We start from the raw sequence: 25,477 nt of genomic DNA, 5'->3' as shown, positions 1-25,477 counted from the left end.
CGACGTGGTGAGCGGGAAGCTCGACCTGGATCCGGCGCTGGTGGCGCGGGCGCGGTTGTTGGCGCGGCGGGCCGGGCAGCCGGTGGTGGAGTTGGCGCGTGGTCACACCACGGTGTCGGTGGAGCGGGCGGTGCTGCGCCTGGCGGGGGTGGCGGGTGCGGATCCGGACGGTATTCCGTGGGTGAACCGTCTGGTGGACGCGGTGGTCGCGGATGTGGGTCTGGGGCACGGGGTGGCGGTGCCGGTGTTCGACGCGTTGGTGCGGGAGCAGTTGGACGACGTGACGTTGCTGGCGCAGAAGGCGGCGGCGGGGTCGGTGCGGTTCGCGCTGCCTGCGGGTAAGGCGGCGACGGCGGCCCGGCGGGTGGCCCGGAAGGCGGTCGCCGCGGGTGTGCGGCGGGTGGACCGGCGGCGGGCCGAGCGGGAGCGGCTGGTGAAGCGGTTCGGGGATCCGCCGCGGCGGCCGTGGATCTATCTGATCGTGGCGACGGGGGACATCTACGAGGACATCCCGCAGGCGCAGGCGGCGGCGCGGGCGGGCGCGGACGTGATCGCGGTGATCCGGTCGACGGGGCAGTCGTTGTTGGACTACGTGCCGGAGGGGGCGACGCGGGAGGGGTTCGCGGGGACGTATGCGACGCAGGAGAATTTCCGGTTGATGCGGGCGGCGTTGGACGAGTCGTCGAAGGAGGTGGGCCGGTATGTGCGGTTGACGAATTACGCGTCGGGGTTGTGCATGCCGGAGATGGCGACGTTGGCTGGCCTGGAGCGGCTGGACATGATGCTCAACGATTCGATGTACGGGATTCTGTTCCGGGACATCAATCCGGTGCGGACGTTCGTGGACCAGCGGTTTTCCCGGCAGATGCACGCGCGGGCGGGGATCATCATCAACACCGGTGAGGACAACTACCTGACCACGGCGGACGCGGTCGACGAGGCGCACACGGTGACGGTGTCGCAGTTGCTCAACGAGTTCTTCGCGCACGAGGCGGGGTTGGCGGACTGGCAGTTGGGGTTGGGGCACGCGTTCGAGATCAATCCGGAGGTGCCGGAGTCGTTCCGGTTGGAGTTGGCGCACGCGTTGTTGGCGCGGGAGTTGTTTCCGGATGCGCCGTTGAAGTGGATGCCGCCGACGAAGCACATGACGGGGGACGTGTTCCGGGGGAATCTGCTGGACGGGTTCTTCAATCTGGCGGGGGCGATGACGGGGCAGGGGATTCTGCTGGTGGGGATGATGACGGAGGCGGTGGTGACGCCGTGGTTGTCGGACCGGGACATCGCGCTGCAGAACGTGCGGTACGTGTTGGGTGCGGCGGGTGGCTTGCACGAGGATTTCGTGCCGGCGCCGGGTGGGTTCATCCAGCAGCGGGCGAACCGGGTGTTGGGGGAGGCGGTGGAGTTGCTGGAGCGGATCGGTGGGCAGTCGTTGTTGACGGCGATCGCCGAGGGCACGTTCGGGATCATGAAGCGGCCGGCGGACCGGGGTAAGGGTCTGGACGGGGTGGCGCGGCACGAGGCGGGTTACTACAACCCGGCGACGGAGATCCTGGAGCAGCCGGTATGAGCGCCGTGGCGGCGGGTGCGGCGGGGAAGCGGGTGGTGCGGCCGTACGGGGACACCACGGGTGACGGCATGGTGCAGGTGTCGTTCACGTTGCCGGTGTCGCACGACAAGCGGGCCGAGGGTGCGGCGGTGCAGTTGGCCAACCGGATGGGGATCGATCCGGCGATGGTGGTGCACGCGAAGCCGATGGGTGACGGGTTCACGTTCTTCGTGGTGTACGGGCGGGTGAACCATCTGGTGGACCTGTCGGCGGTGCAGGTGGTGGAGCGGGATTTTCCGCTGTTGTCGGCCAAGGAGGTCAACGCGGTGGTGAAGCGGCGGTTGCGCCGGAAGTTGTCGGTGGTGGGGGCTTGTATCGGTACGGACGCGCACACGGTGGGTATCGACGCGATCCTGAACGTGAAGGGCATCGCGGGGGAGAAGGGCCTGGAGTACTACCGGGAGTTGAAGGTCACCAATCTGGGGGCGCAGGTCAGTGTGCCGGAGTTGGTGGAGGCGGCGCGGGTGGAGCGGGCTGACGCGGTGTTGGTGTCGCAGGTGGTGACGCAGCGCGATGCGCATCTGCACAACACGCGGGAGATGTCGGCGGCGTTCCGGGAGGCGATGCCGGCGGGGCGGCGGCCGTTGCTGATCGTGGGTGGGCCGCGGTTCGACGAGACGATGACGGCCGAGCTGGGGGTGGACCGGATCTTTGGTCGGGGTACCACCCCGGGTGAGGTGGCGTCGTATCTGGTGCATGCGTTGATCATGGGGGGAAGGGTGAGGGCATGAGTGGTTCCCGGCTGGGGTTGACGGTCACCCATCGGCGTTACGTGCCGTACGCGCACGCGCACTATGCGGGTGATCTGGTGGACGGGGCGTACGTGTTGGGGTTGTTCGGGGACGTGGCGACGGAGGTGTGTGTGCGTACCGACGGGGACGAGGGGTTGTTCGCGTCGTACGCGGACGTGCAGTTCGTGTCGCCGGTGCGGGCCGGTGACGTGGTGGAGGTGACGGCGACGGTGGTGCGGGTGGGTACCCGGAGCCGGACGCTCGATTTCGTGGCGCGGGTGGTGTGCCGGGGGCGGCCGGACCGGGGTGGGTCGGCGGCGGAGGTGCTGGCGGAGCCGTTGGTGGCGGTCACCGCGACGGGCACCGTGGTCGTGCCGGCGACGGCGTGAGTCTGGCGGTCTGCGCCGACGTCGGGTCGACCTGGACGAAGGCGGCGGTGGTCGATCTGGATGCGGGGGCGTTGGCGGGGGCGGCGTCGGTGCCGACGACGGTGGGCTCGGACGTGTTGCACGGTCTGGACGCGGCGGTGGCGGCGGCGGTGGGCCGGGCCGGTGCGGCTGGTGCGGCGACGTTGCCCTGGTACGTGTGTTCGTCGGCGGGGGGTGGGTTGCGGCTGGCGGTGGTCGGTTACGAGCCGTTGGTGACCGCGCAGGCGGGCCGGCGGGTGGGGTTGTCGGCGGGGGCGGACGTGGTGCACGTGGCGGCCGGCCGGTTGGCGGCGGCGGACCTGGCGGCGTTGCGGGCGGCCCGGCCGGACGTGGTGTTGCTGGTCGGCGGCACCGATGGCGGGGACGTCGACACGGTGACGCACAACGCGACCCGGTTGGCGCGGGCCCGGTGGCGGGTGCCGGTGGTGGTGGCCGGCAACGTCGAGGTGCGTGACGGGTTGGCCGGGGTGTTGTCGGCGGCGGGGGTGCCGGTGACGGTGGCGGACAACGTGCTGCCGCGGATCGGGGTGTTGGCGCCGGTGTCGGCGCGGGCGGCGATCCGGGAGGTGTTCCTGCGGCACGTGATCGGTGGTAAGCGGTTGTCGCGGGGTGGCCGGTTCGCGGGGTTGGTGCGGGCGGCCACTCCGGATGCGGTGTTGTCCGGGGTGGAGGTCCTCGCCGACGTGGTGGGTGGGGATCTGGCGGTGGTGGACGTGGGTGGGGCGACGACGGACGTGTATTCGGTGTTGACTCCGGATGAGCGGGCCGGCGGGCCGGGCCGGGAGGTGGCCGGGACGTGGTGGCGGGCGCGCACGGTGGAGGGTGACCTGGGGATGCGGTGGAGTGCGCCGGGGGTGGTGCGGGCGGCGGTGGAGGAGCGGCTGCTCGACGCGGCGGGGCAGGAGGCGTTGGGGTCGGCGGCGGCGGCGCGGGCGGCGGATCCGGGGTTCCTGCCGGTGGGTGACGCGGATCGGGTGGTGGAGGGGCGGATCGCGGCGTTGGCGGCGACGGTGGCGTTGCGCCGGCATGCCCGGGGTGCGGCGAGCGGGGAGCGGGCGGGTCGGGATCTGCGGGACGTGCGGTTGCTGGTGGGGTCCGGTGGTGTGCTGCGTCACGCCGATCCGGGGGCGGCGGTGGAGGTGTTGACGCGGGTGCTCACCGATCATGCCGGGGGGTGGCCGTTGCCGCGGGCGGCGCGGCCGGTGGTGGACACCGACTACGTGCTGGCCGCCGGGGGGTTGCTCGCCGGGGAGCATCCGGTGGCGGCGGGGGCGTTGCTGCGTCGGCATCTCGGTGGGGATTGAGACCCGCCGACGCGACACGCCGGGTCGGTGGGGGCGACTGGCCGGGGTGGGTTGACAGTGGCGGGGGTGTAGGCCGTACCGTCTTTGAGTCCTACTACGGGAAGCGGCTGTTGTTCGCTTCGTCCCTTCGTCCGCTGGCCGAGCGACATTGTTGGTGCATCTCGTCGCGGCGGCCAGGTCCAGCGGGCGGGGGTCGGCGGGGCGGCGCGAACCGGCTGCGGTTACCGGTGTACGGGCAGGGCGAGGGGTACGGCCAGTAGACAACGGCCCGGCGGGGGCAGCCAGTCCACCGCCCGGTCGGTCCGAAGGTCGGCGCCGCTCGTTCTCGCCCCACCGGCCGGGGAGGGCCTGGGAGCATCGGGGCGCGGCTTGGGCCGCGCCCCGATTTCGTGCCCATGGTGGTGATCTGCTCCCGGTGTCCGTGGTGTGCGGGTCGCCGGGGGCGGGTCGGCCGGTGGCGCGGTCCTGCTCCGGCGGGGTGCCGGGGTGGGCCGGTCCTGCTCGGGGTGCCGGGGCGGGGCGGGTAGCCTTCGCCCCGTGATCGTGGTGAGGTGCCGGTGACGACGCTCGACCGGGACGAGACCCGTACCCCGGTGGTGGTACGGGGGGCCAGTGCGGCGTTGCCGCTGCGGGTGGCGGTGCCGGTGGCGGTGGCCGCCGGGGTGGCGCTGCTGTTGGCGTTCCCGCCGTACGGGTGGTGGCCGTTGGCTGCGGTGGGGGTGGCCGGGTTGGCGGTGGCGGTCCACCGGCGTCGGCTGCGGGCCGGCGCGGGGTTGGGGTTCCTGACCGGGGTGGCGTTGTTCGCGCCGCTGCTGGCGTGGACGAATCTGCACACCGGGTTGCTGCCGTGGGTGCTGCTGTCGCTGTTGCAGGCCGGCTATCTGGCGTTGCTGGGTGCGGCGACGGCGTGGGTGTCGCCGGTGGTGGACCGGTGGCGGTGGGCGTGGCCGCCGGTGACCGGGGTGTTGTGGGTGGGGCAGGAGGCGCTGCGTGACCGTACGCCGTTCGGGGGGTTCCCGTGGGGGCGGTTGGCGTTCAGCCAGGACGAGTCGCCGTTGCTGCGGTGGGCGTGGCTGGGTGGGGCGCCGTTGGTCACCGGGGTGGTGGCGGTGGCCGGGGGGTTGCTGGTGGTGGGGTGCTGGCGGCGGTGGTCGGCCCCGGAGGGGGTGTGGCGGCCGGTGGCCGGGGTGACCGTCGGGTTGTTGCTGCTGGTGGGGGTGGGATTGGCGGTGCCGACGGGTGCCGGTGGGGGTGGCCGGTCGGTGCGGGTGGCGATCGTGCAGGGCAACGTGCCGCGGTTGGGGCTGGATTTCAACGCCCAGCGGCAGGCGGTGCTCAACAACCACGTCGACGCGACGGTGGAGTTGGCCGGGCGGGTCGCGGCGGGGGCCGTGCCGCGTCCCGATCTGGTGGTGTGGCCGGAGAACTCGTCGGACATCGACCCGTTGCGCAGTGCCGCGGCCGGGGCGCGGATCTCCGCGGCGGCGGACGCGATCGGTGCGCCGATCCTGGTCGGTGCGGTGCTGTCCGGTCCCGGCGCCGGTGAGGTCCGTAACGCGGGCATCCTGTGGCGGCCGGGTACGGGTCCGGACCTGACGCAGATGTACACCAAGCGGCATCCGGTGCCGTTCGCCGAGTACGTGCCGATGCGGTCGCTGGCCCGGATGGTGTCGTCGCAGGTCGACCGGGTGCGTGCCGATTTCGTGGCGGGGGCGGCCCCGGGAGTGGTCGACGCGGGCGCGGTGGTGCTCGGTGACGTGATCTGTTTCGAGGTGGCCTACGACGGGTTGGTGCGGGAGACCGTCGACGGTGGGGCGCAGTTGCTGGTGGTGCAGACGAACAACGCCACCTTCGACGTGGCGGAGGCCCGGCAGCAGTTGGCGATGGTGCGGTTGCGGGCGGTGGAGCACGGTCGTGCGGCGTTGATGGCCTCGACGGTCGGGGTGTCCGGGTTCGTCGCCCCGGACGGGCGGGTAAGCGACGCCACCGGGTTCAACACCCGGGCGGTGGTGGTGCGGCAGGTGACGCTCTCTTCTGGGCGGACCCCGGCCACCCGGGCCGGAGGGTGGCCGGAGGCGGCGCTGGTGGGCCTGGCTGCGGCGGCGTTGGTCGTCGCGGGGGTGCTGCGTCGTCGGCGGGCGGCCACCGCCGCCGGTTGAGCCGGCAGGACGGGGGTGGACCGTGGGCGGGGCAGTCGCGGGGCGGCCGGGGGTGGGCCGGGTGCTGGTGGTCATTCCCACCTACAACGAGGCTGACAACGTGGCCGACGTGGTGGCCCGGGTCCGCCGGGCGGCGCCGGCGGTGGACGTGCTGGTGGCCGACGACGACAGCCCGGACGGCACGGGGGTGCTGGCCGACGCGATGGCCGCCACCGACGGGCAGGTGCACGTGTTGCACCGGCCCGGTAAGCAGGGGTTGGGGGCGGCGTACCTGGCCGGGTTCGGGTGGGCGCGGCAGCGTGGCTACGACGCGGTGGTGGAGATGGACGCCGACGGTTCGCACGCGCCGGAGGACCTGCCGGCCCTGTTGGCGGCGGCCCGGGACGCGGACGTGGTGATCGGGTCGCGGTGGGTGGGTGGGGCGCGGGTGGTGAACTGGCCGTGGCGGCGGCTGGTGTTGTCGCGGTGCGGGAACCTGTATGCCCGGATGGCGTTGGGGGTGCCGGTGTCCGACGCGACGGGCGGGTTCCGGGTGTACCGGCTGTCGGCGTTGCGGGTGATGCGGCTGGATTCGGTGTGTTCGCAGGGGTATTCGTTCCAGGTGGAGTTGTCGCGGTTGGCGCACCGGGCGGGGATGCGGATCGTGGAGGTGCCGATCACGTTCGCCGAGCGGGAGCGGGGGGCGAGCAAGATGAGCCCGTTGATCGTGGCCGAGGCGTTGTGGCGGATCACCACCTGGGGGTTGCGGGACCGGCGGCCGTCGCGGCGGCGTCGCGGTCATGACCGGTGGCCGTGACAGGGGCCGTGGCATGCTGGAGGGGCGGGTCCGGTCGCCCCGGCGTCGGTGGTCGGGTGGCGGTGAGCGGGGCCCGCGTGACGCGGATGAGGTGAGATGCGCCGATACCTGAGGTTCGTGCCACTGGTCCTGTTGCTGGCGGTGGTGGCGGAGTTGGCGGTGTTCGTCGCTGTGGGCCGGGCCGTCGGGTTCGGTGCGGCGGTGCTGCTGGTGTTCGCCGCGTCCCTGCTGGGTCTGGTGTTGCTGCGCCGGGAGGGGATGCGCGCCTGGCGGGGGTTCCGCACGTCGGTGGAGTCCCGGCAGCCGCCGGGCCGGCAGGTGACCGATGGTCTGGTCGGGTTGGTCGGGGCGTTGCTGCTGGCCGTCCCGGGGCTGCTGAGTGGCCTGGTGGGGTTGGTGCTGCTGGTGCCGCCGGTGCGCCGGCTGGTGCGGTCCGGCGTGCAGCGGGCGACGGAGCGGCGGGTGTCGTCGATGGTGGCCGGTGACCTGTTCGGCCCGCGTACGGTGCGGGTGCGGCAGGGGGAGCCGGCGGCGACGCCTCCGGTGGACGGTGACGTGGTGGTGCCGCCGGTGGTCGACGGCGGTCAGGCCATCGAGGGGGAGATCGTGGAGCCCCGCCGGCCCTGACCCCGGCTGGTCGCCGACGGTGCGGGGTGACGACACGACGGCGCCCCCGGGAGTCTTCCCGGGGGCGCCGTCGTGTCGTGGTCGGGTCAGGCGCGACCGCGGCGGGTGCGCACCTCCTGGAGCCGTTCGGCGAGGATGTCCTCCAGCTCGGCGATGGACCGCCGCTCCAGCAGCATGTCCCAGTGGGTGCGCGGCGGCTTGGCCTTCTTCTGCTCCGGTTCGGTGCCGTCGACGAGCCGGGCGACGCTGCCGTCGAACTTGCACTCCCAGGTCGTGGGGACCTCGGCGTCGACGGCGAAGGGGACCTCGAACTGGTGGCCCTTGGCGCAGAGGTACTCGCGGGTCTGGCGTGGCGCGAGCTCCGTGTTGCGGTCGGATTCGTAGCTGACCGCGCCCAGGCGGCTTCCGCGCAGCATACGCTCGCCCATGATCGACTTCCCCTCGTTCGTGGTGCTGGTCTACCGGTGTAACGGCCGGCTGCCGTCCGGGCATTCCCGCCCGACGGGGTGGGACGACCCCGGCAAGGGTAACCGGCCACCGCACCGGCCCGGCGGGGTCGTCCCCGGCCGGGTGCGCATCGGTGTGCACCGCAATGGTAGTCGTTGGGTGCCGTGGCGCGGGCGGTGACGACCGGTGCCACGCCGGTCGGGGCCGCCGGCCGGCCCCGGCGGCGATAGCATCCGCGCATGGCCACCTCGGTGCATCCCGGCGCGTGCCCGCTGGACTGTCCGGACACCTGTGTCTGGCAGCTCACCGTCACCGACGGGCGGCCGGTGGGACTGCGCGGCGACCCGGAACACCCGTTCACCCGGGGTGCGCTGTGCGGCAAGGTCAACCGTTACCTCGACGCGGTCACCGGCGCGGACCGGCTGACCACACCGCTGGTGCGGGTCGGCCCCAAGGGGGTGGGGCCGGTGTCGTACCGGCCGGCGGGCTGGGACGAGGCGGTCCGCCGGGTCGCCGACGGGCTGCGGGCCAGCATCCGCGTGCACGGCCCGGAGTCGGTCCTGCCGTACTACTTCGCCGGCACCATGGGACTGGTGCAGGGGTGGTCGATGGGTCCGCGGCTCTTCGCCCACCTGGGGGCGTCCCGGCTACGGACCACCATCTGCACCGCCGCGTCCCGGGCCGCGCTGGGCTCGGTCTACGGCGGGTCCGTCGGCTTCGAACCGGAGTCGGTGGTGGCGGCCGACCTGATCGTCCTGTGGGGGGCCAACCTGCTCTCCACCAACCTGCACCACTGGCCGTTCGTGCGGCAGGCCCAGCAGCGCGGCGCGCACGTCGTCACCATCGACCCGCTGCGCACCGACACCGCGGCCCGCAGCGACGAGCACATCGCGCCGCTGCCCGGCACCGACGCCGCCCTCGCCCTGGGGCTGATGCGCCACGTGCGGGACCTCGGCGGCGTCGACCGGGAGTGGGTGGCCGCGCACACCGTCGGGTGGGATCGGATGACGGCCCGCCTGGACGAGTGGCCGGTCGAACGCGCCGCCGCCGAGTGCGGCCTCGACGTCGACGTGGTGCGCCGTCTCGGCGCGCGGATCGCCACCACCCGCCCCACCGCCATCCGGATCGGCCTCGGCCTGCAACGGCACGCCGGGGCCGGGCAGGCGGTCCGGGCGATCGCGGCGATCCCCCTGCTCACCGGGGACTTCCGTTATCCCGGCGGCGGGGCGTTGGCCACCACCAGCGGACACCACCGCATCGACGCCGACCCGGTCGCCCGGCCCGTCGGGATGCCCGCGCCACCGGCCCGGTCGATCAACATGAGCCGGCTCGCCGCCGCCCTCACCGGGGAGGCCGACCCGCCGGTCACCGCGCTGGTGGTCTTCGACACCAACCCGGTGGCCACCCTTCCCGACCAGAACCGGCTGCGCGCGGGACTGACCCGCCCGGACCTGTTCACCGTGGTGCTGGAGCAACGCTGGACCGACACCTGCGACTTCGCCGACGTGGTGCTGCCGGCCACCATGCAACCCGAGCACCTGGACCTGCACACCTCCTACGGCCACCACTACGCCACCCTGAACCGGCCGGTGCTCGATCCGCCGGGGCAGGCGCTGCCCAACACCGAGATCTTCCGCCGGATCGCCGCCGCCCTCGGGCTGGACCATCCCCGGCTGCGCGACAGCGACGAGGAGCTGGCCCGACAGTTGCTCGACGGCACCGGGATCGACTACGACGAGTTGAGCCGGCGCACCTACGTGCGGGCCACCGGGGTGGCGGCGGGCTCCGCGCCGTACGCGCGGGGAGGTTTCCCCAGCCACGACGGGCGGGCCCGGTTCCACGACCCGCGGCTGACCGCGCAGGGGGTGGACCCGCTGGTCGGGTACACCCCGCCGGTGGAGGTCGCGGACCCGGCGCTGGCCCGCCGGTTCCCGCTGGCGTTGATCTCCCCGGCGGGCCGGTTCTTCCTCAACTCGACGTTCGCGTCGCTGCCCTGGCACCTCGGCCGGACCGGCCCGCCCCGGATCCACCTGCATCCTGTCGACGCCGCCGCCCGGGGCCTGGCCGACGGCGACCCGGCCCGGGTGCACAACGACCGGGGCGAGTTCCTGGCCACCGTCGCCGTGGACGACGCCACCCGCCCCGGGCTGGCGTTCACCTACAAGGCGTACTGGGCGCGGCTGAGCCCCGGCGGCAGCACCGTCAACGCGGTCACCGCGGTCCGCGACACCGACCTGGGGGGCGGTCCCACCTTCCACGACACCCGGGTCGAGGTGCAGGCCGCCCCGGCGGACGCGGGGCGGCCGGAACCGGCCCCCGACGTGCCCTCGGGGTCGCCTCAGCCCGGCTGAGTCGGGCCGCCGAGCCGGGCCAACGCGGTGGCCAGGTCACTGACCTGGTCGGCGAGCTGATCGGCCCGTTGCCGGGCGGCGTCGCGGTCGGCCTGTGCCGCCGGCAGCAGCCGGTCCAGTTCGGCCAGCCGGGCCCGGTCGGCGGCGGTCGTCCGGTGCGCCCGGGTGACCTCGGCCTGCGCCTCGGTCAGGGCGGCGGTCAGCGTGTCCACCCGGGCCAGGGCGGCGGCCAGGTCCTCGGCGGCGCGGGCGGTCAGCGCGGCGCTCTCCTGCCGGGCCGCGTCGGCGTCGGCCCGGGCGGCGGCGGCGTCCCGGTGGGCCGTCCCGGCGGTCGCCTCGGCCTGCCGGGCCTGCTGCTCGGCGGTGTCGGCCCGGGTGCGGGCCGCCGCGGCGTCGGCCTGCGCCCGCCGGGTCTCCTCCCGGGCCGCGGCGCAGGCGTCGACGGCCCGCTGGGTGTCGGCCTGTTGCCGGGCGGCGTCGGCCCGGGCGGCGTCGCGTTCGGTGGTCAGGTCGGCGGCGTGTCGCCGTTGCGCGTCGAGTTCACCGCGCAGGGTCCGCAGTTCGTGGCGGGCGGCGTCGCGGTCGCGTTCGGCCTGCACCCGCAGGGCCTGCGCGGCGGCGGCGTCGCGGCGGGCCGCCTCGGTGGCGGCCTCGGCCTGCGCGGCCCGCTGCTGCGCGTCGGCGGCCCGGCTGTCGGCCTGCGCCGCGCGGGCCTGCGCCGCGTCGGCGGCGGCGGCCGCCACCCGGGTCTCCTGCCGGGCCCGGGTGGTCTCGGCGGCGGCCGTCTCGGCGGCCTCGCGGGCCTCGTCGCGGGCGGTGTGCGCCTGGGCGATCTGGGTGGCCGCGTCCGCGCGGACCTGGGCGAGCTGCCGTTCCACCCCGACCGGGGACAACTCGGCGTGCAGCGCCTCGGTGAGGGTCTCCACCACCTGGTCGAGCCGGTCGACGGCCTCCCAGGTGCGGGCCACCTGGCCGGGCAGGCCGGGGGCGTTACGGTGGCGCATCCGTGAGTTGCGCGACGCCCGCTGGCAGGCACCGTCGTTGTCCCGGCAGTAGCGGAACGGGCGTCCCGCGCCGACGCGTTGCGGCACGTCACGTCCACAGTGCGCGCAGGGACGCAGGTCGGCGGGGGCGGGCTGCGGGTCCATCGACGGGCCAGTCTAGAGCCTGTCCGGGGTCGTCGGCGCTCAGCCCACCCGGGTCGCCGTGATGGCCCGCCGGGCACCGTGACCGCTACCGTGGGCCGGTGAGCGTCTCCCGGTACATCGCGACCCTGCGTGCCCACATCGGGCACGACCTGCTGATGCTGCCCGGGGTGACCGGGGTGGTCCACGACGACGCCGGCCGGGTGCTGCTGGCCCGCCGGGGCGACAACGGCCGCTGGTCGCTACCGGCCGGGGTGGTCGACCCGGGTGAGCAGCCCGCCGACGCCGTGGTCCGCGAGGTGTGGGAGGAGACCGGTGTCCGGGTCGTGGTCGACCGGATCGCCGGCCTCGCCACCCACCCGGTGGTCTACCCCAACGGTGACGCCTGCGAGTACCTCAACGTCTGGTTCCGGTGCCGGCCGGTCGGCGGGCGGGCCCGCGCCGACGGCGACGAGTCCACCGAGGTGGCCTGGTTCGCCCCCGACGAGCTGCCGGAACTCAACGAGTGGGCGCGGCTGCGCCTGGACACCGCCACGACGCCCGGTGACGTCGCGTGGTTCGCGCGGCCGGGTGAGCGGCATCCCGGCCTGTGCCGGCCCGACGCGTTGTGACCGGCCGGCGGTGGCGCGCGGGTCGGCCGGTCACCGCCCGGTCCGCACCGCCGGCGCGGCGGTGCTGTCCCGGATGGTCAACCGGGGCGGCAGCAGGGTCACCTCCGGCACCGGTTCGTCGTGCAGCTTGCGCATCAGCAGCGCCACCGCCTGCCGGCCGATCTCCTCGGCGGGCACCGGCACCGAGGTGAGCCGGGGTGCGGCCTGCTCGGCGAACGGGTCGGGGCAGATCGCCACCACCGACGTGTCCTGCGGGACCTGCCGGCCCAGGGTGGGCAGGGCCGCCAGCACCGGCCCGACGGCCGCCTCGTTCTGCACCACCAGCGCGGACAGGTCGGGGTGCCGGTCGAGCAGGGCGGCCAGTTCCTGCCGGACCGACGCCGGTCCCTCCTCGAACGGCTGGGTGACCACGGTGACGCCGTGCCGGTCGGCGGCGGCGGACACCCCGGCGCGGGTGCGGTGGGCGAAACCGGTGCCCCGGTCGTAGACGGCGGCCGGGGCACCGAGCAGCGCCACCCGGCGGTGCCCCAGCCGGGCCAGGTGCTCCACGCACACCTGGCCGGCGCGGTGGAAGTCGAGGTCCACACAGGTCAGGCCGGTGGGGTCGGCCGGTACGCCGATCAGCACGCTGGGCCGGGTCAGGTCCCGCAGCAGCGGCACCCGGGAGTCGTCCAGCTCGACATCCATCACCAGCATCCCGTCGACCATCGCGCTGCCGGCGATGCGGCGCAGCCCGGACGGCCCCTCGTCGGAGGTGACCAGCAGGACGTCGTGGTCGAAGCGGCGGGCCGTGGTGACCACCGCGATGGCGAACTGCATCACCACCGGCACCTGCATGCCGGCACGTAGCGGCAGCACCAGGGCGATGGTGTTGGCCCGTCGGCTGGCCAGTGCCCGGGCCCCGGCGTTCGGGTGGTAGCCCAGCTCCCGGATGCTGGCCAGCACCCGGGTACGGGTCACCTCGGAGATGGCCCGTTTGCCGCTGAGCACGTACGACACGGTGCTCACCGCGACCCCGGCGTGCCGGGCGACGTCGACGATGGTGACCTGGTCGGGCGACTTGCGGCGACGCCCCGGCTCGCCGCTCACCGCGACCCACCGACGGCGTGCGCGGGCGCACCCGGCTGCCCGGTGGCATCCCCGGCGCGTACGGTGACCGCGCCGACCGCGCGGATGTCCCGGGCGGAGCGGCCGACCAGCAGGGTGTGCGTGGCGTCCTCCACCACCGGGCCGCCGACCTGCTCGTCCCACCAGGCCAGGTCGGCGGTACGCAGCCGCAGGGTGACCGTCCGCCGTTGACCGGGGGCCAGGGTGAGCCGGGTGAAGTCGCGCAACTGCCGCAGGGGCTGCTTGACCCGGGAGCGCCGCTGCCGGGTGTAGAGCTGCACGGTTTCCGTACCCTCCCGGTCGCCGGTGTTGGTGACCTCGACGCGTATCTCCACCTCGTCGCCGACGGTGACCGTCGGCGTGTCCACGCGGAGGTCAGCGTAGTCGAACCGGGCGTAGCTCAGGCCGTGGCCGAACGGGTACAGCGGCTCGCCGCGGTAGTACAGGTAGGTGCTGTCCGCCCCGATCACGTCGTAGTCGAGCAGATCGGGCAGGTCGGCGGTGTCGGCGTACCAGGTCTGGGTGAGCCGGCCGGCGGGGTCGGCGTCGCCGAGCAGGACCTGCGCCAGGGCGGTGCCGTGTTCCTGACCGCCGTGCGCCGACCACAGCACCGCCGGCAGGTGTTCCTGTGCCCAGCCCACCGCGTACGGGTAGCTGCTGGTGAGCACCAGCACGGTGCGCGGGTTCGCCGCGTGCACGGCGCGCAGCAGCCGGTCCTGTCCGGTCGGCAGGGCCAGGTCGACGCGGTCCTCGGTCTCCCGGCCGTTGACCATCGGGTGGTTGCCGAGGACGACGACCGCCACGTCGGCGGCGGCGGCCAGCGCGGCGGCCTCGGCCGCGCCGTCGGCGATCCGCTCGACGGTGAAGCCGGTGGCGGAGTCCGGGTCGGTGGCGTCGGCGCGGAGCCGTCCGGCGTCGTCGACCCGCACGTACGCGCCGGTGGCGAGGTGGTGCAGCAGGGTCGTGCCGTCGGGGCGGTGGTGGAACCGGAAGGTCTCCCGCACGATCCAGCCGCCCGGTCCGGGCCGGTCGTTGGCCAGCGCGCCGTCGTCGTCGGCGCCGACGTGCCGGCCGTTGGCGACCGCGCGCAGCGCCACCGTGTCGCGTCCCCAGTCGAACACGTCGAACCAGGTGCCGTCGCGGTCGTCGTCGACGGTCAGCGGGCCGCCCTCGGTGGAGCGGGGGCAGCGCACGTACCGGTCGGCGACGCGCAACGCGACCCGGTCCGCCCCGCAGTGGTGGGTGACCGTCGGCAGCAGCCGGGCCAGGCCCTCCCGGACGGTGACCGCGTACGGCAGGGTGCCGCTGTACCAGTCCTGGTGGACGGCGTCGGCGAGCGGGCCGAGCACCGCGACCCGGGGTGGGGTGCCGGTCGGCAGGGGCAGCAGACCGTCGTTGCGCAGCAGCACGATCGACTGGCGGGCGGCCTCGCGGGCCAGTTCCCGGTGGGCGGGGCCGTCCAGCACGTCGGGGGAGACCCCGGCGAAGGGGTCCTGCCCGGGTGGGTCCAGGTCGCCCAGGCGGATCCGGACGGTGAGGATGCGCCGCACCGCGCGGTCCACGTCGGACTCGTCGATCAGGCCCCGGTCGAGGGCCTCGGTGAGTCGCCGGACGGTCTGCCCGCTGTCGGTGTCGTCCTCGGTGAAGCTGTCGATGCCGGCGCGCAGGGCGGCGGCGAAGCCGGTGACGTGGTCGGGCAGGTGCCGCTGCACGCCGGCGATGTTGGTGGCGGCTCCGGCGTCGCCGACCACCATCAGCTCGTCGGTGGTCCACCGGCGCAGTTCGCGCTCCAGCAGCGGGCTCAGGTGCGCCGGTATCCCGTTGACCAGGTTGTACGAGGCCATCACGGCGACCGCCGCGCCGACGGCGAGCGGGGCGCGGAACGCCGGCAGCTCGTATTCGTGCAGCACCCGGGGCGGCAGGTCGCTGGAGGTGGTGGCCCGGTCGGTCTCGTTGTTGTAGCCGAGGAAGTGCTTCACCGTGGGTGCGGTCCGCAGCCGGTGGGGGTGGTCGCCGCGCAGCCCGCAGGCGTAGGCGGTGGCGAGCCGGCCGGTCAGCCACGGGTCCTCCGACCAGCCCTCCTCGTTGCGGCCCCACCGGGGGTCGCGCAGCGGGTTGACCACCGGCGCCCACACGTTGAGCCCGACGGCGGCCGGGTCGGCCTGGTGTTTGACCCGGACCTCGTCGCCGACGGCCGCGCCGACCGCCTGGATCAACGCGGGGTTCCAGCTGCTGGCCAGGCCGACGGCCTGCGGGAAGACGGTGGCCGGGCCGAGCCAGGCGACCCCGTGCAGCGCCTCCGTGCCGGTGCGGAACCCGGGTAGCCCCAGGCGGGGCACGGGGGCCTGCCACTGGTGCAGCAGGCCGATCTTCTCCGGCAGGGTGAGCCGGGCCAACAGGTCGTCGGCGTGTGCCTGGGGGGACGGTCCGGTGGGGTCGTTCATCTGCGGTTACCTTCCGGTGGGCTCGCGGTGAGGCGTCCGGCCGGCGGGTCGAAGCGCTTCGACGGCCGTGGTGACGTGCGGCATCGCGCGGTGAGGATGGTGGCGGTCGTCGGCCCGGGAGCGGCGAAGCGCTTCGACGATCGCGGAAAACATGCCGCCCCGGTGCCCGAACGACGGGGCGGCGAGTCGAGGTTGGCACCTGCGCGGCGGCCGGTCAAGGGGTGACCGGCACCCGGATCAGCCGGCGGGGAGTCGACCGGCCTCGATGGCGGCCAGCGCGGCGGTCGCGCCTCCGAGCGCGGTGGCGGTGGAGTCCAACCGGGAGGCGTCGAGCCGGCAGTCACCGGCCTGCGGGGCGAGGGTCCGGGCGACCAGTTCCGCCCGGGCCGCCGGCAGCAGCCAGGGTGCCAGGGTGGCGAAGTGTCCGCCCACCACGATCGCCTCCGGGTTGAGCAGGTTGGCCAGCACGGCCGCCCCGTGCCCGAGGTGCCGGCCGATGTCGGCGAGCCCGGCCAGCACGAACGGGTCGTCCTGCCGGGCCGCCGCCACGATCCGGTCGATCTCCGGCAGGTAGTCGGTGACCGGTCCGTCCCCGGTGGTGTCGGGCAGCAGCCGGGCGACCACGGCCGGCAGCGCGGTGAGCGCGGCCAGGCACCCGCGCCGTCCGCACGGGCACGGTGGTCCGGCCGGGTCGAGGCAGAGGTGGCCGAGTCCACCGGCGTGACCACGGTTGCCCCGCAGCAGCCGGCCACCGGCGAGCACCCCGGCGCCGACGGAGACGCCGCCGGTCAGGTGGACCAGGTCGGTGGCGGCGGCGTACCCGCCGTGCCGTTGCTCGGCGAGGACGGCGAGGTTGGCGTCGGTGTCGACGGCGACGGCGAAGCCGGTCTCCCGCAGCGCGGCCCGCAGGTCGGCGGCGAGCGGGACGTCCTGCCAGCCGAGGCCGCTGGCCAGCGGCACGCCGCCGGCGGTGTCGACCAGGCCGGGTACCCCGACGGTGAGACCGAGCACGGTGCGCCCCTGCCCGGTGACCCGGCCGATCGCGCGGCGGGCCAGGGTGGCCAGGGCGCGGACGGTCTCGGCGGGGGAGGCGGTCGGGGCGGGGAACGCCCGACGCCAGGTGAGCAGCCGGTTGCCGGCGAGGTCCACGGCGACCACCACCAGGTCGTCCGCCCCGATCTGCAGACCCAGCGCGGCGTAGGGGGCGCCGTCGAGGACGAGCATGGTGGCCGGGCGGCCGACCCGGTTCTCGGTCAGCCCGGTCTCGCGGACCAGCCGCCGGTCGAGCAGCTCGGTGACCAGGCTGGAGACGGTGGCCTTGTTGAGGCCGGTGGTGGCGGCGATGTCGGCCCGTGAGCAGGGTGCGTGCAGGCGGACGTGGCGCAGGACCACGGCCCGGTTGGCCACCCGGACGTCGCCCAGGTCGGTCGGCTGCGGTTCGTTGTGGATGCTGATCACGATGGGCCCGCTCCCTGCGCCTGACGGTGGGTGGTGCCGCGCCGGTGCCTCGTCACCCCCGTCGCCGCAGGCGGGTACGCCGTGGTGGCGGTGGGTGACGCCGACGGTGGACCGGTACCCCGTCGGGAGGTCCGTTCGGCTGGAAACTCAACTAACTCTAGCGGCACGTCCGGGACCGGGACACCCGGCCGCCGTCGTGGCTGCGGAACGCCGCCCCGGGGGACGACCCGCCCCGCGGGGTGCCCGCCGGGGCGGCCCCGCCCGGCCGCCGCACCGGCGGGTGGGGCGGGTCGGACCCGCAGGTCTCGTCCGGGACCAACGGCGGGCGGTACGGCATCGGTGTCTCCCCTGGAACGGTCGGGCGGCACCGTCAGTTTCTTTGCTTTCCCAACGAACTGTCAACGATTCGGCTCGATCTGTTCGCACGTACTCCCAATTGACATGGGTAAACCCGATACATAGTTTGGATAGTTACCAAACAAAGCAAGTGGGGTGGTGGGTATGTGGAACGACGGACGTCTCTGCCACGGCGGTGACTACAACCCCGAGCAGTGGTCCGCGGCCACCTGGCGCGAGGACGTCGAGCTGATGCGCCGGGCCCGGGTCACCCTGGTCACCGTCGGTGTGTTCGCCTGGTCCCGGCTGGAACCCGCCCCCGGCCGCTACGACTTCGGCTGGCTCGACGAGGTGCTCGGCCTGCTGCACGACGGCGGTGTCCGGGTCGCCCTGGCCACCCCCACCGCCTCGCCGCCGCCCTGGTTCTCGCTGGCCCACCCCGACGCGTTGCCGGTCACCGCGCAGGGCGTCCGGCTGCACCACGGCAGCCGGGACACCTACTGCGCCGCCGCCCCCGCCTACCGGGCCGCCGCCCGGAGCATCGCCGCCACCCTCGCCGCCCGCTACGCCCACCACCCGGCGGTGGCCCTGTGGCGCGTGCACAACGAGTACGGCACCAGCTGCCACTGCCCGCACACCGAGGCCGCCTTCCGCCGCTGGCTGGTCGACCGGTACGGCGACCTGGACGCCCTCAACGCCGCCTGGGCCACCAGCTTCTGGAGCCAGCACTACACCGACTGGGCGTACGTGAGCACCCCCCGCGCCACCCAGTACCTCGGCAACCCCGGCCACCTGCTGGATTTCCGGCGGTTCTGGTCGGACACCCTGCTCGCCGCGTACGTCGAACAACGCGACCTGCTCAGGACGGCCAACCCGGCGCTCCCGGTGACCACCAACTACGTGCTGGGCGACTGGGTGCCGGTCGACCACGCCCGCTGGGCGGCCGAGGTGGACCTGGTGGCCGTCGACCACTACCCGTCGGCCGTCGACGGCGGCGCGGAGGAGCAGACCGCCCTCGCCGCCGACCTGGCCCGCGGCTGGGCCCGCCACGGCCGTCGGCGGGCCGCTCCCGCCACCGGGCACCGCGCCGACGGGCCGGCGACGTGGCTGTTGATGGAGAGCGCCGCCAGCCAGATCCACACCACCGGCCGGTCGCACACCAAGGAGCCCGGCCGGATGGCCCGGCACAGCCTGTCGCACGTCGCCCGTGGCTCCCGGGGGGCGATGTTCTTCCAGTGGCGGGCACCGGCCGGCGGCGCGGAACGGTTCCACTCCGCGCTGGTGCCGCACACCGGCGCGGACAGCCGGGTGTTCCGGGAGTCGGTACACCTCGGCGCGACCCTCGACCGGCTCGCCGAGGTGACCGCCGGAGAGGTGGTCGCCGGGATCGCGCTGGCCCGCGACGCCGCCAGCGACTGGGCACTGCGTCACCCCGGCATGCCGTCGGATCGGCTCGACGGGCCGGCCGAGCTGGCCGCCGCGCACCGCGCGCTGTGGCGGGCCGGGTACGGCTGTGACGTGGTCGTCCCCGGCGACCCGCTCGACCGGTACCGGCTGCTCGTCCTGCCCGCCCTCTACCTGGCCGGCGACGACACCGTCGACTGGGTCCGCAGCTACGTCGAGGCGGGCGGGCACCTGCTGGTCAGCTACCTCAGCGGGACCGCCGACCCACACGCCCGGGTGCGCCTCGGCGGCTACCCCGGCGCCTACCGGGACCTGCTCGGCCTGCGAGTGGAGGAGTTCCACCCGCTCGCCGCCGACGAACAGGTGCTGCTCTCCGGCGGCGGGACCGGCCGGATCTGGTCGGAGACCGTCCGGCTGTGCGGCGCCGAACCGGTGTGCGGGTACGTCGGCGGGGTGCTCGACGGCCTACCGGCGGTGACCCGGCACCGGGCCGGCGCCGGCACCGCCTGGTACCTGTCCACCCGCCCCGACGACGGCACCTACCGCCGCCTGGTCACCGAAGCGGCCCGGACGGCCGGCGTCGAGCCGGTCTGCCCGGACGCCCCGCCCGGCGTGGAGGCGGTCCGCCGCGCCCACCCGCAGGCGAGCTGGCTGTTCCTGCTCAACCACACCGACCGGCCGCAGCGGGTCCGCGCCGTGGGGGTGGACCTGCTGACCGACCGCCCCACCGCCGGGGAGGTCAGCCTGCCGGCCGGTGGGGTGGCGGTGATCCGCGAGGAGTCCCGGTGACCCGCGGGCCGGCCCGGTCGACCGGCACCACGCCGGGGTGGCTCCCGTCACAGCCGGTCCGCCGATGACCGACCGGTCGGACGGGGCCTAGCCTTGCCCCGGTGGGGACGAGGAACACCGCGCCGCAGCGGGCACTGCCGCTCTGGCCGCTGTACGTGATGTTCGCGGCGATGCCGCTGTGGTGGCTGCTCGGCGGCCTGTACCTGGGCTGGGCGCTGTTCGGGATGCTGCTGGCGGTGGTCCTGCTCAGCCACGGCCGGGTGGCGTGGCCACCCGGCTCGGCGCTGTGGTTCGTGCTCGTCGGGCTGATCCTGGTCAGCGCCACCCGCCTGGAGAAGGCCAGCGGGCTGCTTGTCTACGGCCTGCGGCTCGGGTTCGTGCTGACCGCGTTCGTGGTCTACCTGTACGTCTACACCGCCGCCCGGCAGGGGGCGCGCTGGGACCGGCTGTTCCAGCCGGTGCTGTTCTTCTGGCTGGCGATGGTCGCGCTCGGCTGGGTCGGCGTGCTGGCCCCCCGGCTGGCGTTGACCACCCCGGTGGAGTCGCTGCTGCCCGACGGGCTGGCCGGGCAACGGATGATCCGGGCGGTCACCCACGTGCACTCCACCGAGTTCAACCCCACCGGCCGCAACCCGTACTACCGCACGGCGGCCCCGTACCCGTACACCAACAACTGGGGGACGGGGTTCGCGCTGCTCGTGCCGTGCGTGCTGGCGTACCTGTCGGCGGTGCGGACCGGCCCGCTGCGCAGGGTGCTGGTGGTGTCCCTGCCGTTGGCCCTGGTGCCGGCGTTCCTCACCCTCAACCGGGGGATGTTCATCGGCCTGGGGGTGGGGCTGGTCTACCTGGGGCTGCGGGCGCTGCTGCGCGGCGACGTCCGGCTGATCGGCACGATCGCCGCCGGTGTGGCGGTGGCCTGGGTGATCACCCTGGTCGTGCCGGTCGGCGACATGATCATGAACCGGGTGGAGAACACCGACTCGACCCGGGACCGCGCCGACCTGTACCGGCAGACCCTCGACGCGGTCCTGCGCTCGCCGCTGCTCGGCTACGGCGCCCCCCGCAGCGCGGACACCACCACCGGCGCGGAGCCGCTCGGCACCCAGGGGCAGGTCTGGCTGACCATGTACAGCCACGGCATCCCCGCCCTGCTGGCCCTGGTGGCCCTGCTCGTGGTGCTGGTACGCAGCACGGCGGTCGCGGTGTCGGCCGCCGGACGCTGGTTGAGCGTGGTACCGGTGGTCGCTCTCGCCCTCGCCCCGTTCTACGGGTTCACCGACATGAACCTGTCGGTGATGTTCTTCGCGATCGGGCTGGCGGTGGCCGCCGTGGACGGCCCGGTGAACCGGGAGCTGCCGGCGGCGGTGCCCCGACCGTCACCGGTCTGACCGGTTCAGCCGGTGGCCACGACGGCCCGGGAGCGGTCCGCCGCGATCCGCACCGCCATGGCGGCGAGCACACTGCCGGTCACCCAGCGCTGCACCCGCGCCCAGCCCGGCCGGCGGACCAGGAACGTCGAGACCGAACCGGCGGTCAGCACGATCAGCGTGTTCACCGTCAGCGCCACGGTGATCTGGGTGGCCCCCAGCAGCAGGCTCTGCACCGCCACGTCGCCCCGGGCGGGGTCGACGAACTGCGGCAGCAGCGACACGTACAGGATGGCGATCTTGGGATTGAGCAGGTTGGTGAGCAGCCCCATGGCGAACAGCCGTCGGGGCCGGTCCACCGGCAGCGCCTGCGGGGTGAACGCGGACCGCCCACCCGGCCGCAGCGTGCGCCAGGCCAACCAGAGCAGGTACGCCGCACCGGCCAGCTTCACCGCCGTGTACAGCGGCGGCACCAGCACGAACACCGTGGCGATGCCGGCGACGGCGGCAGCCAGGTAGACCCCGAACCCGGCGGCCACCCCGAGCAGGGAGACCAACCCGGCCCGGCGGCCCTGCGCCACCGACCGGGAGACCAGGTAGACCATGTTCGGCCCGGGTGTGAGCACCAGACCGAGCGCCACCAGGGCGATTCCCACCACCGCACCGACCGAGACCATCGACACCCCCGTTGCGTCGTCCCTGCCCGGCACCCTACGCCGTCCGGTCCGCTCCGAGGCGCCCCGGCAGCGCGCGACCCCGTGGCCGCGACCGCGGGGGTTCCGGCCGGGCGGGGGCACCGGCCACACTGCACAGATGTCGGTGACCCCGCGGACCGCCCCCACCCTCGCCGCCCCCGGACTGGTCCTGCGCTGCTGGCGCGACGACGACGTCGCCGCGCTGGTCGAGGCGCACCGGGATCCGGAGCTACGGGCACGGACCCGGCACCCGCTGACCACCCCGGCACAGGCCCGGCGCTGGGTGGCCGCCAACCGGCAGGGCTGGGCGGCGGGCCGCCGGTTCAGCTTCGCCGTCTGCGAGCCGGCCGCCGACGGCGAGCGGTTGGTCGCCTGCGTGCTGCTCAAGGACGTGACGCCGGGACGCGCCGACGCCGAGGTCGGCTACTGGACGGCGGGGCCGGCGCGCGGCCGGGGGGTGGCGACCCGGGCGGTGGACGCGGTGAGCCGCTGGGCGTTCACCCGGTTCGCCGCGGCCGGGCTGGCCCGGCTGGAACTGCTGCACCAGGTGGACAACCCGGCGTCCTGTCGGGTGGCGGAGAAGTCGGGGTACCCCTTCGTCGAGGTACTGCCCGCCCGGCCGCCGTTCCCCCGCGACGGGCACCGGCACATCCGGCGTCGTGCCTGAGCCGCCCCGCCGGGAATGCCATCCCACCCCGCTGTCGCTGCACCGGTGACGGCCAGGGCGGATACGGTGGGACGGGGAGGTGCCCGGATGGTGGACGCGTGGCAGGCGGCGGTCGAGGCGCAGATCCGTGGCGCCCAGGAGCGCGGCGAGTTCGACAACCTGCCCGGCATGGGCAGGCCGATCCCGGGCCGTGACCTCCCCTACGACGAGTCCTGGTGGATCAAGAGCTTCCTGGAACGGGAGGCGCTCCCCTCCGACCTGCTGCTGCCCACCCCGTTGCAGTTGCGCCGCCGGGTCGAGCAGGTCCCCGACGAGGTCCGTGACCTGCCCACCGAGGAGTCGGTACGGGAGTTCGTCGGCGTGCTCAACCGGGAGATCGTCGCCTGGCTGCGATTCCCGTCCGGCCCCCGGGTGGTGGTCCGGCCGGTGGACACCGAGGCGGTGCTGCGCCAGTGGCGGGTCCACCGGGCCGCCCGGCACGCGGTGGTCACGACGGTGTCGGCGGCACCGCCACCTGCGACCCGCCCCCGGTGGCGGTGGCCGTGGCGTCGGCGGGCCTGACGACCGTCGGTGTCCGCGTACCGGCCCGCCCGGATCGATCCGACCCGGCTGCCCGCCACGTCCAGGCGGTGCGCCGTGGGCGGCCTGCCAGGGTCGCCCGCCCGGTCATCCACAACAGCACGGCGGGCGGGTCGCCGGCGGGCGCGTCGGGAAAGAGCCGCCGCAGCACCGCCGCGCTCGGTGCCGCCGGGGGCTGCCAGCCCACCGCCAGCCCCCGGGTGATGTCGTACGTGTGCAGCAGCGTCTCGGCGATGCCCATGGCGGCGAACCCGGACGGGTCGCAGGCGCCCCAGTGCCAGGCACGGGTCCGGGCGGGGACGGTGTCGAGCGCGGCGGCGAGCAGCCCGCCGCAGGCGGCCACCACGGCCAGTACCTGCGCCGGGTCGGCGTCGGGGCGTACCCGCAGGTCGAGGGGGAGGTAGCCGGTCTCCGGCCGGCCGGTGAGCTGGGTGCCGTAGCCGAGCAGGTCGTGGGCGAGGTGGGCGGCGGTCGTCCAGCACGACCAGTCCAGGTCGCCGGCGGGGACGGTCCAGTCCCGGTCGGTGTACGGGCCGAGCACCCGGGTCGACGCGCCGACCGCCTCCCGTACCGCGTTCCCGGACAGCCGTTCCTCGATGGCCATGCGGCGATCATCGCACCGTCACGCCCCGCGCGCCCGGGGTGCGTCGACCCGTCGTCGGTGCGCCCGGTTCAGCCGGCGACGATGGCCTCGATCACCGACCGGACGGGCGTCGCCCGCCGACCGAGGAGGGCCTCCAGGGTCGGGTCGATGACGGCGAACTCGCCCCGTCGTGCCGCCCGGTACATGCCGAGGGTGAAGTCGGCCGCCGCCTCGGGCATGCCGCGTGCCACGGCGGCCGATCTCCACTCGTCGTCCCCGACGACGATCCGGGAGACCGTCCGCCCGGTGTGGTCGGTGAGGACGCCGGCCACCGCTTCGAGGTCGAGCAGTTGCGGGGCGGTCAGCGGCGGGGTGATCCCGTCGAGCACCCCCTGCCCGGTCAGGGCGATGGCGGCGACCTCGGCCAGGTCGGCGTGGGCGGTCCAGGACACCGGACCGTCGGCCGGTGCCACCAGACGGCCGGTCCGCACGGCGTCGCCGATCGCGAACTGCAGGGCGCTGGCGTAGAAACCGTTGCGCAGGGCGGTGAAGGCGGTGCCGAGCGTGGCCAGGTACTCCTCGGTCGCGGCATGGGTGAGCTGGGCGGGGAAGAGCGAGTCCCGGGCGGCGGCCTGGTGGCTGGTGTACAGGATCCGGCGGGCTCCCGCCGCGCGGGCCGCGTCGGCGGCGGCGCGGTTCGCGTCGACCGCGCCGCCGCCCCGGATGGCGGCGGACACGATCAGCACCTGGTCGGCTCCGGCGAAGGCGTGCGCCAGGGTGGCCGGCTCGGTGAAGTCGCCCCGGCGGACCCGTACCCCCCGGTCGGCCAGGTGGGCCGCCCGGTCGACGTCGCGCACGCTCACCCCCACGGCTTCGGCGGGAACCCGGGTGAGCAGCTGGTCGACGATCCGGGAGCCGAGCTGGCCGGTGGCTCCGGTGATGACGAACACGGTGGTGACCCCTTCGAAGATCCACTGTTACGCCGCAGACGTTAGCATCGATATTCCAGCGCTAACAACATGCTGTTATCATTGGTCCATGACTGTGGCGCCGCAGCCCCCGCCCCGTGACGACGTACGGTCCGACATCGTGCGGGCGGCCACCCGACTGCTCCGCGAGCACGGGGCCGACGCGGTGACCACCCGGGCCGTCGCCCAGACGGCCGGCGTCCAGGCCCCCACCATCTACCGGCTGTTCGGCGACAAGAACGGCCTGGTCGACGCCGTCGCCGAGGAGGTGTTGGCCGCCTACGTCGCCAGCAAGGCGGACACCGAGCCCGGCGACCCGGTCGCCGACCTGCGCGCCGGATGGCACCGGCACGTGGAGTTCGGCCTGACCAATCCCGAGCTGTTCCGACTGCTCGGCACGCGCCGGCCGGGCGACCCCTCGCCGGCCACCGTCGCGGGCGTCGACGTGCTGCGCTCCCGGGTGCGCCGGCTCGCCGCCGCCGGCCTGCTCCGGGTCGACGAGCAACGGGCGACCACGCTGATCCACGCCGCCGGCACCGGCGTCATCCTCGCCCTGCTGGAGACGTCCGCCCCGCGGCGCGACCCCGGCCTGGCCGAGGCCATGCTCGACGCGGTGCTCGGCGGCATCCTCACCGCCACCCCCGTCACGTCCGAGCCGACCGTGGCCGCCGCCGCGGTGACCTTCGCGGCGGCGGCACCGGACCTGCCCGGGCTCACCGACGCCGAACGCGCCCTCCTGACCGAGTGGATCCACCGGTCGCTGACCCTGCTGCGCGGCCCACACGGGTGACGCGCACCTCGCCGCCCACCGTCCTCCCGCCGGCCCGCGTCCCGGCACCGCGCCGGACCTCGCGCGGACCGTCGCCGCACCCGGC

The 25,477-nt window shown here is 74.7% G+C and carries 22 protein-coding genes; 14 read left to right on the top strand and 8 right to left on the bottom strand.

Annotated features, from left to right (window positions below; genetic code table 11):
- Positions 1 to 7: 7 nt before the first annotated feature.
- The 7 genes from O7612_RS15585 to O7612_RS15555 all read left to right on the top strand — a co-directional run bounded on the left by O7612_RS15585 (position 8) and on the right by O7612_RS15555 (position 7,651).
- Positions 8 to 1,567, top strand: a complete 1,560-nt coding sequence (locus O7612_RS15585; protein ID WP_282273930.1) for a lysine 5,6-aminomutase subunit alpha — start codon at positions 8 to 10, stop codon at positions 1,565 to 1,567.
- Positions 1,564 to 2,337, top strand: coding sequence for an OAM dimerization domain-containing protein (locus O7612_RS15580; RefSeq protein WP_282265134.1), 774 nt, complete (start codon positions 1,564 to 1,566; stop codon positions 2,335 to 2,337). The genes O7612_RS15585 and O7612_RS15580 overlap by 4 nt, the downstream gene beginning before the upstream one ends.
- Positions 2,334 to 2,726 carry a hotdog domain-containing protein gene (locus O7612_RS15575; RefSeq protein ID WP_282265133.1) on the top strand — a complete coding sequence of 131 codons (393 nt, stop codon included), beginning with the start codon at positions 2,334 to 2,336 and terminating at the stop codon, positions 2,724 to 2,726. Before O7612_RS15580 ends, O7612_RS15575 begins: the two co-directional genes overlap by 4 nt.
- Positions 2,723 to 4,069 carry a glutamate mutase L gene (locus O7612_RS15570; protein ID WP_282265132.1) on the top strand — a complete coding sequence of 449 codons (1,347 nt, stop codon included), beginning with the start codon at positions 2,723 to 2,725 and terminating at the stop codon, positions 4,067 to 4,069. The genes O7612_RS15575 and O7612_RS15570 overlap by 4 nt, the downstream gene beginning before the upstream one ends.
- A gap of 596 nt (positions 4,070 to 4,665) precedes the next feature.
- Entirely contained in the window at positions 4,666 to 6,228 is a 1,563-nt protein-coding gene (gene lnt, locus O7612_RS15565) for an apolipoprotein N-acyltransferase (RefSeq protein WP_282273929.1), read from the top strand.
- 22 nt (positions 6,229 to 6,250) lie between these two features.
- The gene (locus O7612_RS15560; protein ID WP_282265131.1) at positions 6,251 to 7,024 is read left to right on the top strand and encodes a polyprenol monophosphomannose synthase; all 774 of its coding nucleotides are present in this window, start codon (positions 6,251 to 6,253) and stop codon (positions 7,022 to 7,024) included.
- A 96-nt stretch (positions 7,025 to 7,120) separates the two neighbouring features.
- A complete protein-coding gene (locus tag O7612_RS15555; RefSeq protein WP_282265130.1) occupies positions 7,121 to 7,651 on the top strand; it encodes an FxsA family protein in 531 nt (176 codons plus the stop codon).
- An 86-nt stretch (positions 7,652 to 7,737) separates the two neighbouring features.
- On the opposite strand, the gene O7612_RS15550 is transcribed toward O7612_RS15555, so the two are convergent.
- The gene (locus tag O7612_RS15550) at positions 7,738 to 8,079 is read right to left on the bottom strand and encodes an RNA polymerase-binding protein RbpA (RefSeq protein ID WP_007070998.1); all 342 of its coding nucleotides are present in this window, start codon (positions 8,077 to 8,079) and stop codon (positions 7,738 to 7,740) included.
- Positions 8,080 to 8,337: 258 nt separating this feature from the next.
- Here O7612_RS15550 and O7612_RS15545 point away from each other — a divergent pair, with 258 nt between their 5' ends.
- Positions 8,338 to 10,449, top strand: a complete 2,112-nt coding sequence (locus tag O7612_RS15545) for a molybdopterin oxidoreductase family protein (protein ID WP_282265129.1) — start codon at positions 8,338 to 8,340, stop codon at positions 10,447 to 10,449.
- On the opposite strand, the gene O7612_RS15540 is transcribed toward O7612_RS15545, so the two are convergent.
- Positions 10,437 to 11,597: a hypothetical protein gene (locus O7612_RS15540; protein ID WP_282265128.1), complete on the bottom strand. Its 1,161-nt coding sequence runs from the start codon at positions 11,595 to 11,597 to the stop codon at positions 10,437 to 10,439. The genes O7612_RS15545 and O7612_RS15540 overlap by 13 nt on opposite strands.
- 98 nt (positions 11,598 to 11,695) lie before the next feature.
- Between O7612_RS15540 and O7612_RS15535 the strand changes: the two genes are divergently transcribed.
- A complete protein-coding gene (locus O7612_RS15535) occupies positions 11,696 to 12,205 on the top strand; it encodes an NUDIX domain-containing protein (RefSeq protein WP_282265127.1) in 510 nt (169 codons plus the stop codon).
- A gap of 30 nt (positions 12,206 to 12,235) precedes the next feature.
- On the opposite strand, the gene O7612_RS15530 is transcribed toward O7612_RS15535, so the two are convergent.
- The 3 genes from O7612_RS15530 to O7612_RS15520 all read right to left on the bottom strand — a co-directional run bounded on the left by O7612_RS15530 (position 12,236) and on the right by O7612_RS15520 (position 17,214).
- Positions 12,236 to 13,294, bottom strand: coding sequence for a LacI family DNA-binding transcriptional regulator (locus tag O7612_RS15530; RefSeq protein ID WP_282265126.1), 1,059 nt, complete (start codon positions 13,292 to 13,294; stop codon positions 12,236 to 12,238).
- Positions 13,291 to 15,756, bottom strand: a complete 2,466-nt coding sequence (locus O7612_RS15525; protein ID WP_282265125.1) for a glycoside hydrolase family 3 C-terminal domain-containing protein — start codon at positions 15,754 to 15,756, stop codon at positions 13,291 to 13,293. The genes O7612_RS15530 and O7612_RS15525 overlap by 4 nt, the downstream gene beginning before the upstream one ends.
- Before the next feature lie 237 nt (positions 15,757 to 15,993).
- Entirely contained in the window at positions 15,994 to 17,214 is a 1,221-nt protein-coding gene (locus O7612_RS15520) for an ROK family transcriptional regulator (RefSeq protein WP_282265124.1), read from the bottom strand.
- A gap of 501 nt (positions 17,215 to 17,715) precedes the next feature.
- On the opposite strand from O7612_RS15520, the gene O7612_RS15515 reads away from it, so the two are divergent.
- Both O7612_RS15515 and O7612_RS15510 read left to right on the top strand, forming a co-directional pair.
- Positions 17,716 to 19,743, top strand: a complete 2,028-nt coding sequence (locus tag O7612_RS15515; protein ID WP_282265123.1) for a beta-galactosidase — start codon at positions 17,716 to 17,718, stop codon at positions 19,741 to 19,743.
- Positions 19,744 to 19,844: 101 nt separating this feature from the next.
- Positions 19,845 to 21,131: an O-antigen ligase family protein gene (locus O7612_RS15510; protein WP_282265122.1), complete on the top strand. Its 1,287-nt coding sequence runs from the start codon at positions 19,845 to 19,847 to the stop codon at positions 21,129 to 21,131.
- 5 nt (positions 21,132 to 21,136) lie between these two features.
- Here O7612_RS15510 and O7612_RS15505 read toward each other — a convergent pair whose 3' ends face one another.
- On the bottom strand, positions 21,137 to 21,787 hold the full coding sequence (locus O7612_RS15505; protein ID WP_282273928.1) for a LysE family translocator: 651 nt from the start codon (positions 21,785 to 21,787) through the stop codon (positions 21,137 to 21,139).
- A 136-nt stretch (positions 21,788 to 21,923) separates the two neighbouring features.
- Between O7612_RS15505 and O7612_RS15500 the strand changes: the two genes are divergently transcribed.
- Both O7612_RS15500 and O7612_RS15495 read left to right on the top strand, forming a co-directional pair.
- Positions 21,924 to 22,472, top strand: coding sequence for a GNAT family N-acetyltransferase (locus tag O7612_RS15500; RefSeq protein ID WP_282265121.1), 549 nt, complete (start codon positions 21,924 to 21,926; stop codon positions 22,470 to 22,472).
- An 87-nt stretch (positions 22,473 to 22,559) separates the two neighbouring features.
- Complete coding sequence (locus O7612_RS15495) at positions 22,560 to 23,033, top strand: DUF1992 domain-containing protein (RefSeq protein ID WP_282265120.1); 474 nt, start codon at positions 22,560 to 22,562, stop codon at positions 23,031 to 23,033.
- Here the strand turns inward: O7612_RS15495 and O7612_RS15490 are convergent.
- Together O7612_RS15490 and O7612_RS15485 are read right to left on the bottom strand one after the other, a co-directional pair.
- Positions 22,960 to 23,655, bottom strand: a complete 696-nt coding sequence (locus O7612_RS15490; RefSeq protein WP_348774231.1) for a maleylpyruvate isomerase N-terminal domain-containing protein — start codon at positions 23,653 to 23,655, stop codon at positions 22,960 to 22,962. The genes O7612_RS15495 and O7612_RS15490 overlap by 74 nt on opposite strands.
- Positions 23,656 to 23,723: 68 nt before the next feature.
- Entirely contained in the window at positions 23,724 to 24,584 is an 861-nt protein-coding gene (locus O7612_RS15485; RefSeq protein ID WP_282265119.1) for an NAD(P)H-binding protein, read from the bottom strand.
- Between the two features lie 88 nt (positions 24,585 to 24,672).
- Here O7612_RS15485 and O7612_RS15480 point away from each other — a divergent pair, with 88 nt between their 5' ends.
- Complete coding sequence (locus tag O7612_RS15480; RefSeq protein WP_282265118.1) at positions 24,673 to 25,392, top strand: TetR/AcrR family transcriptional regulator; 720 nt, start codon at positions 24,673 to 24,675, stop codon at positions 25,390 to 25,392.
- Positions 25,393 to 25,477 lie beyond the last annotated feature (85 nt).

Source organism: Micromonospora sp. WMMD987 (assembly GCF_029581435.1).
Lineage (GTDB): Bacteria > Actinomycetota > Actinomycetes > Mycobacteriales > Micromonosporaceae > Micromonospora > Micromonospora rifamycinica.
Note: the sequence above shows the minus strand (reverse complement) of the source record. Positions and strands in the feature narration are given on the sequence as shown.

Bases quoted from the DNA above. Each gene is read 5' to 3' on its own strand.
- O7612_RS15495 (WP_282265120.1), top strand. From the start codon at position 22,560: ATGGTGGACGCGTGGCAGGCGGCGGTCGAGGCGCAGATCCGTGGCGCC.
- O7612_RS15540 (WP_282265128.1), bottom strand. From the start codon at position 11,597: ATGGACCCGCAGCCCGCCCCCGCCGACCTGCGTCCCTGCGCGCACTGT.
- O7612_RS15545 (WP_282265129.1), top strand. From the start codon at position 8,338: ATGGCCACCTCGGTGCATCCCGGCGCGTGCCCGCTGGACTGTCCGGAC.
- O7612_RS15505 (WP_282273928.1), bottom strand. From the start codon at position 21,787: ATGGTCTCGGTCGGTGCGGTGGTGGGAATCGCCCTGGTGGCGCTCGGT.
- O7612_RS15525 (WP_282265125.1), bottom strand. From the start codon at position 15,756: ATGAACGACCCCACCGGACCGTCCCCCCAGGCACACGCCGACGACCTG.
- O7612_RS15555 (WP_282265130.1), top strand. From the start codon at position 7,121: ATGCGCCGATACCTGAGGTTCGTGCCACTGGTCCTGTTGCTGGCGGTG.
- O7612_RS15550 (WP_007070998.1), bottom strand. From the start codon at position 8,079: ATGGGCGAGCGTATGCTGCGCGGAAGCCGCCTGGGCGCGGTCAGCTAC.
- O7612_RS15490 (WP_348774231.1), bottom strand. From the start codon at position 23,655: ATGGCCATCGAGGAACGGCTGTCCGGGAACGCGGTACGGGAGGCGGTC.
- O7612_RS15500 (WP_282265121.1), top strand. From the start codon at position 21,924: ATGTCGGTGACCCCGCGGACCGCCCCCACCCTCGCCGCCCCCGGACTG.
- O7612_RS15480 (WP_282265118.1), top strand. From the start codon at position 24,673: ATGACTGTGGCGCCGCAGCCCCCGCCCCGTGACGACGTACGGTCCGAC.
- O7612_RS15515 (WP_282265123.1), top strand. From the start codon at position 17,716: ATGTGGAACGACGGACGTCTCTGCCACGGCGGTGACTACAACCCCGAG.
- O7612_RS15580 (WP_282265134.1), top strand. From the start codon at position 1,564: ATGAGCGCCGTGGCGGCGGGTGCGGCGGGGAAGCGGGTGGTGCGGCCG.
- O7612_RS15575 (WP_282265133.1), top strand. From the start codon at position 2,334: ATGAGTGGTTCCCGGCTGGGGTTGACGGTCACCCATCGGCGTTACGTG.